The 2912-nt window shown below is 31.7% G+C and carries 1 protein-coding gene; it reads left to right on the top strand.

All coding sequences use genetic code 4. The features are described from left to right. A partial coding sequence (locus N1F73_RS03975) for a hypothetical protein (protein WP_260360131.1) occupies positions 1-2912 on the top strand: 2912 nt, incomplete at both ends.

Below are 2912 nucleotides of genomic sequence, written 5' to 3'. Positions count from 1 at the left end.
TGAGGCAGATGCTGTCAATGTTGATAAGACCGATACTTACCAAGGCGCAGACCCTAAAGTTAATAAAGTTAATGAATTAGAGCAATCACTTTCACAATTTAAACAAAAAGCTAATTTAGCCAAAGAATCATTTGACCAATTAGAAAGTGAAATTGAAAAAACTAAAGAACTTAATAATAATTTATACAACCAAAATAATGATGAAAATTCATTAACAAACCCACAAGCATACAATCTAATCAAAGATGCTATAGCTGATAATCTAACTTCAACAGTTCCTGAAAATGACGTTTTAAACCCTACTGTTTATAAAAATAAAGTTGATGCCCTAAAACAAGCAATAGAAAAAGCCAACGAAATAAACGAGGCTAAAAAAGCTTACGATACTGAATTGAATAATAAAGCAACCATTGATGACTCATTGCCTGAAACCAAAAATTGATACAATGATGAAATTGACAAAATTGCTCAAACTTTATCAAATACATTAGGTACCCTAACTAATACTCGTGACCAAAATTACGTCGCAAATGTTAAAAAAGCATACAGTGATGCTAAAAATGCTTTAGAGCAATTAAAAACACAAATTGCCCTTAAATCTGCCCAAGAAAAACACCGTCAAGCAGTGCAAAAACTTAAAGATGCACAAGATGAATTAGGTGTAGATCACAACCCACAACTTAAAGGTTTAAATAAACAAATAAATGATTTAATTGATCAATCAGAACAAGCAGTAAAAACTAATGCTACTCCAACACCATATGAAGGTGTTTCAATTGAAACATTGGATGATCAAAGTAAAATCCTGATTGATTTCACTGCAACTATTGATGAAAAAGTGTTAGAAATCAACAAAGCAAAAGATCTATATGATAAGGCCGTTGAAAAATTAGATCAATTAAAAGATGATCCAAAATATGCAGGCGAACAAGATGAATTAGAAAAAGCAAAAACAGATGCAAATGATGTTATTACAGCTGCACAAAATAATGAAACAATCAGTGCCCAAACATATAAAGATCAAGCTGATTTTGTAATTAATTCAGTAATTGACCAAGCAAACGATAGATTCACTAAATTAAGTGAAGAAGCAAATGATTTCATTAAAAATAATGACCTTAAAAATAATCAACGTTATGAAGAAATTAATCAAACCTTACGTGATAAAATTGCTCAATTACAACAAGGCTTACCAAACAAAATTCACGATGACACTAAAGACAAGATTGCAGAATTAGGCGAAAAAGTGGCGCAAGCTGAAACACAATATGACGAATTACAAAAAGCTATTGATCAAGCTGAAATAGCAAAAGCAAAAGCTGATTATGACGCTAAAAAAACTGAGCTTGACAATGAAGCAAATGCTTTAGATGAATATCCAGAAACTCAAAAATGAGCTCAAGGTGAAATTAAAAAAGTAAATGATGAATTAACTCAAAAAATTGCCGAATTAGATGCTGACCAAAACTCTCCTACTTACAAGGCTGATAAAGTTAAAGCTTACAAAGAATATATTGCAAAATTAGAAGAAATTCACGATCAAATTCAAGCTAAGAAAGCCGAAGAAACTGAAAGAGCAAAACAAGCTTACAATGCAAAATTAGGTGAATTAGACGAAAAAATCACTGAAAGTTCGACCCATCCAAGTAGAAAATACATTAAAGATAAATTAGAAAAAGATAAAACTTCTATTACCAATACAATTAATGATCAATCTACACCAAAAGCTTACAATCAAGCAACATCTTCACTAACCGAAGATATTGCTTATGCAGATCAACAATTCCCAATTACTGACGCAGATAAAGCAGCAGTTGAAGCATACGATGCTCTTAAAGATGAAGTTAATAATTATTTAAAAAATGATATTCCTGCCTCAAAACCAGAATACAACAAAATTAGAACCACCTTACAAGATGTTGAAAGAGAACAAAATGCGATTGGTTCAGCAACTAATGATCCTTATCCAAAACAAGCAGCAGCCAAAGAAGCTAAAAAACAACTAGAAGCATCATTTAGAGAAGCTCAAAACGAAAAAGCACAAATTGATGCCGCTAAAGCTGAATACGATAAACAAGTTGCTTTAATTGATAAATTAGTTCAAAAACCTGAATATATTGAAGCAAATCAAGTCCAACCTCTAAACGAGCAAAAAACAAGTTCGCAAACAGTAATTCAACAAGAACAAGAAAGCAATCAAATTGATCCAAGTGATTACAATGGCGAAACCAATAAATTAAAACAAGCAATTCAAGATGCTGCAGTCGCTGTATACAATAAGTTAGAAGAAAAAGTCGCTGAGTTACTAAATAATGACAATTTAGGCGACAAAACTCAATATGATGCAATCAAACAGGCACTAGAACAAGCTAAAAATGATAATCATTCAAACGGAACTAATAACCAAAAACCATACGAAACAATCAATGCTGCTTATGATAATTTAAATACAGCTTATGAAAAAGCATTGAATGATTCTTTAGACGTAGCTAAAAAACAATACAACACTGATAAACAAAGTGCGCAAAGCGATATAAATAGCACTAACCCTGTTTATAAAGACGCTACTGACGCATATCAAGCAGAAGTTAATAGAATTCAAAATGTTTTAGACGGTATTGATACTGATAGTAATACAGATAAAAATGCTAAACGTAAAGCTTATGAAAAAGCAATTGGCGAATTAGCAAGCGCAAAAGATAAATTTGCGAATGATAAAGCTGCAATTGATGCTGCTAAAAAAGCTGAATATGATAACAAAGTTAATGAGATCAATAATTTTGCAAATACTTTAGATGATTATCCTGATGCTAAACAAGCGTTGTTAGATGCTTTAAAAAATAGTGATAAAGTCGTTGGTAGAGATACAGACGCAACACCAGATTCGCAAGGTGTTACAAATTGATATCCTG

This window comes from Mycoplasma sp. HS2188 (assembly GCF_025209835.1).
In the GTDB taxonomy this organism is placed as follows: Bacteria; Bacillota_I; Bacilli_A; order Mycoplasmatales; family Metamycoplasmataceae; genus Mycoplasmopsis.
This window is presented reverse-complemented; position numbering and strand designations above follow the sequence as displayed.